General features: G+C 76.2%; 1 protein-coding gene. It reads right to left on the bottom strand.

Annotation, left to right across the window (positions count from 1 at the left end; all coding sequences use genetic code 11):
- The coding region (locus ACFQ4O_RS18175) for a transglycosylase domain-containing protein (protein ID WP_378777848.1) at positions 1-600 on the bottom strand (600 nt) is incomplete at both ends.

The raw sequence follows: 600 nt of genomic DNA, 5'->3' as shown, positions 1-600 counted from the left end.
CCCGCTGCGGCGAGCCGCGCCAGCACCCGGTCCCGCGCCGCGCGGGCGGCCTTCGGGTCCCGGTCCGGCCGCCGGGCTTCGGGCGATTGGGGCACAGCGATCAGCAGCGCGGATTCGGCGATGGAAAGCCGGCCGGGCTCCTTGCCGAAATAGGCGAGGCTCGCCGCGCGCACGCCCTCCAGATTGCCGCCATAGGGCGCGAGCCGCAGGTAGAGATCGAGCACGCCGTCCTTGCCCACCGCGCGCTCCAGCGCCAGCGCGGCGGCGGCCTCGTTCAGCTTGCGGGTGAGCGTGCGGGAGCGGTCGGGGGTGAGCAGGCGCGCCACCTGCATGGTGAGCGTGGAGCCGCCGGACACCACGCCGCGATGGACGATCGCCTGTCCCGCCGCCCGGAGCGCCGCCAGCGGGTCCACGCCCGGATGGCTGAGGAAGCGCTTGTCCTCATAGGCCATCAGCAGCTTCAGGAAGCGCGGGTCCACGTCCGCCCGCGCCACCGGCAGGCGCCACGCCCCGTCCGCCGCCGTGAACGGCCGCAGCAGCCGCCCGTCGGCGTCGAGCACGAGGGTGGAGAGCGTCTCGGCCCGCCCGGCGGCGGGCGCG

The organism is Methylopila musalis, assembly GCF_042679725.1.
Classification (GTDB): Bacteria; Pseudomonadota; Alphaproteobacteria; order Rhizobiales; family Methylopilaceae; genus Methylopila; species Methylopila musalis.
This window is presented reverse-complemented; position numbering and strand designations above follow the sequence as displayed.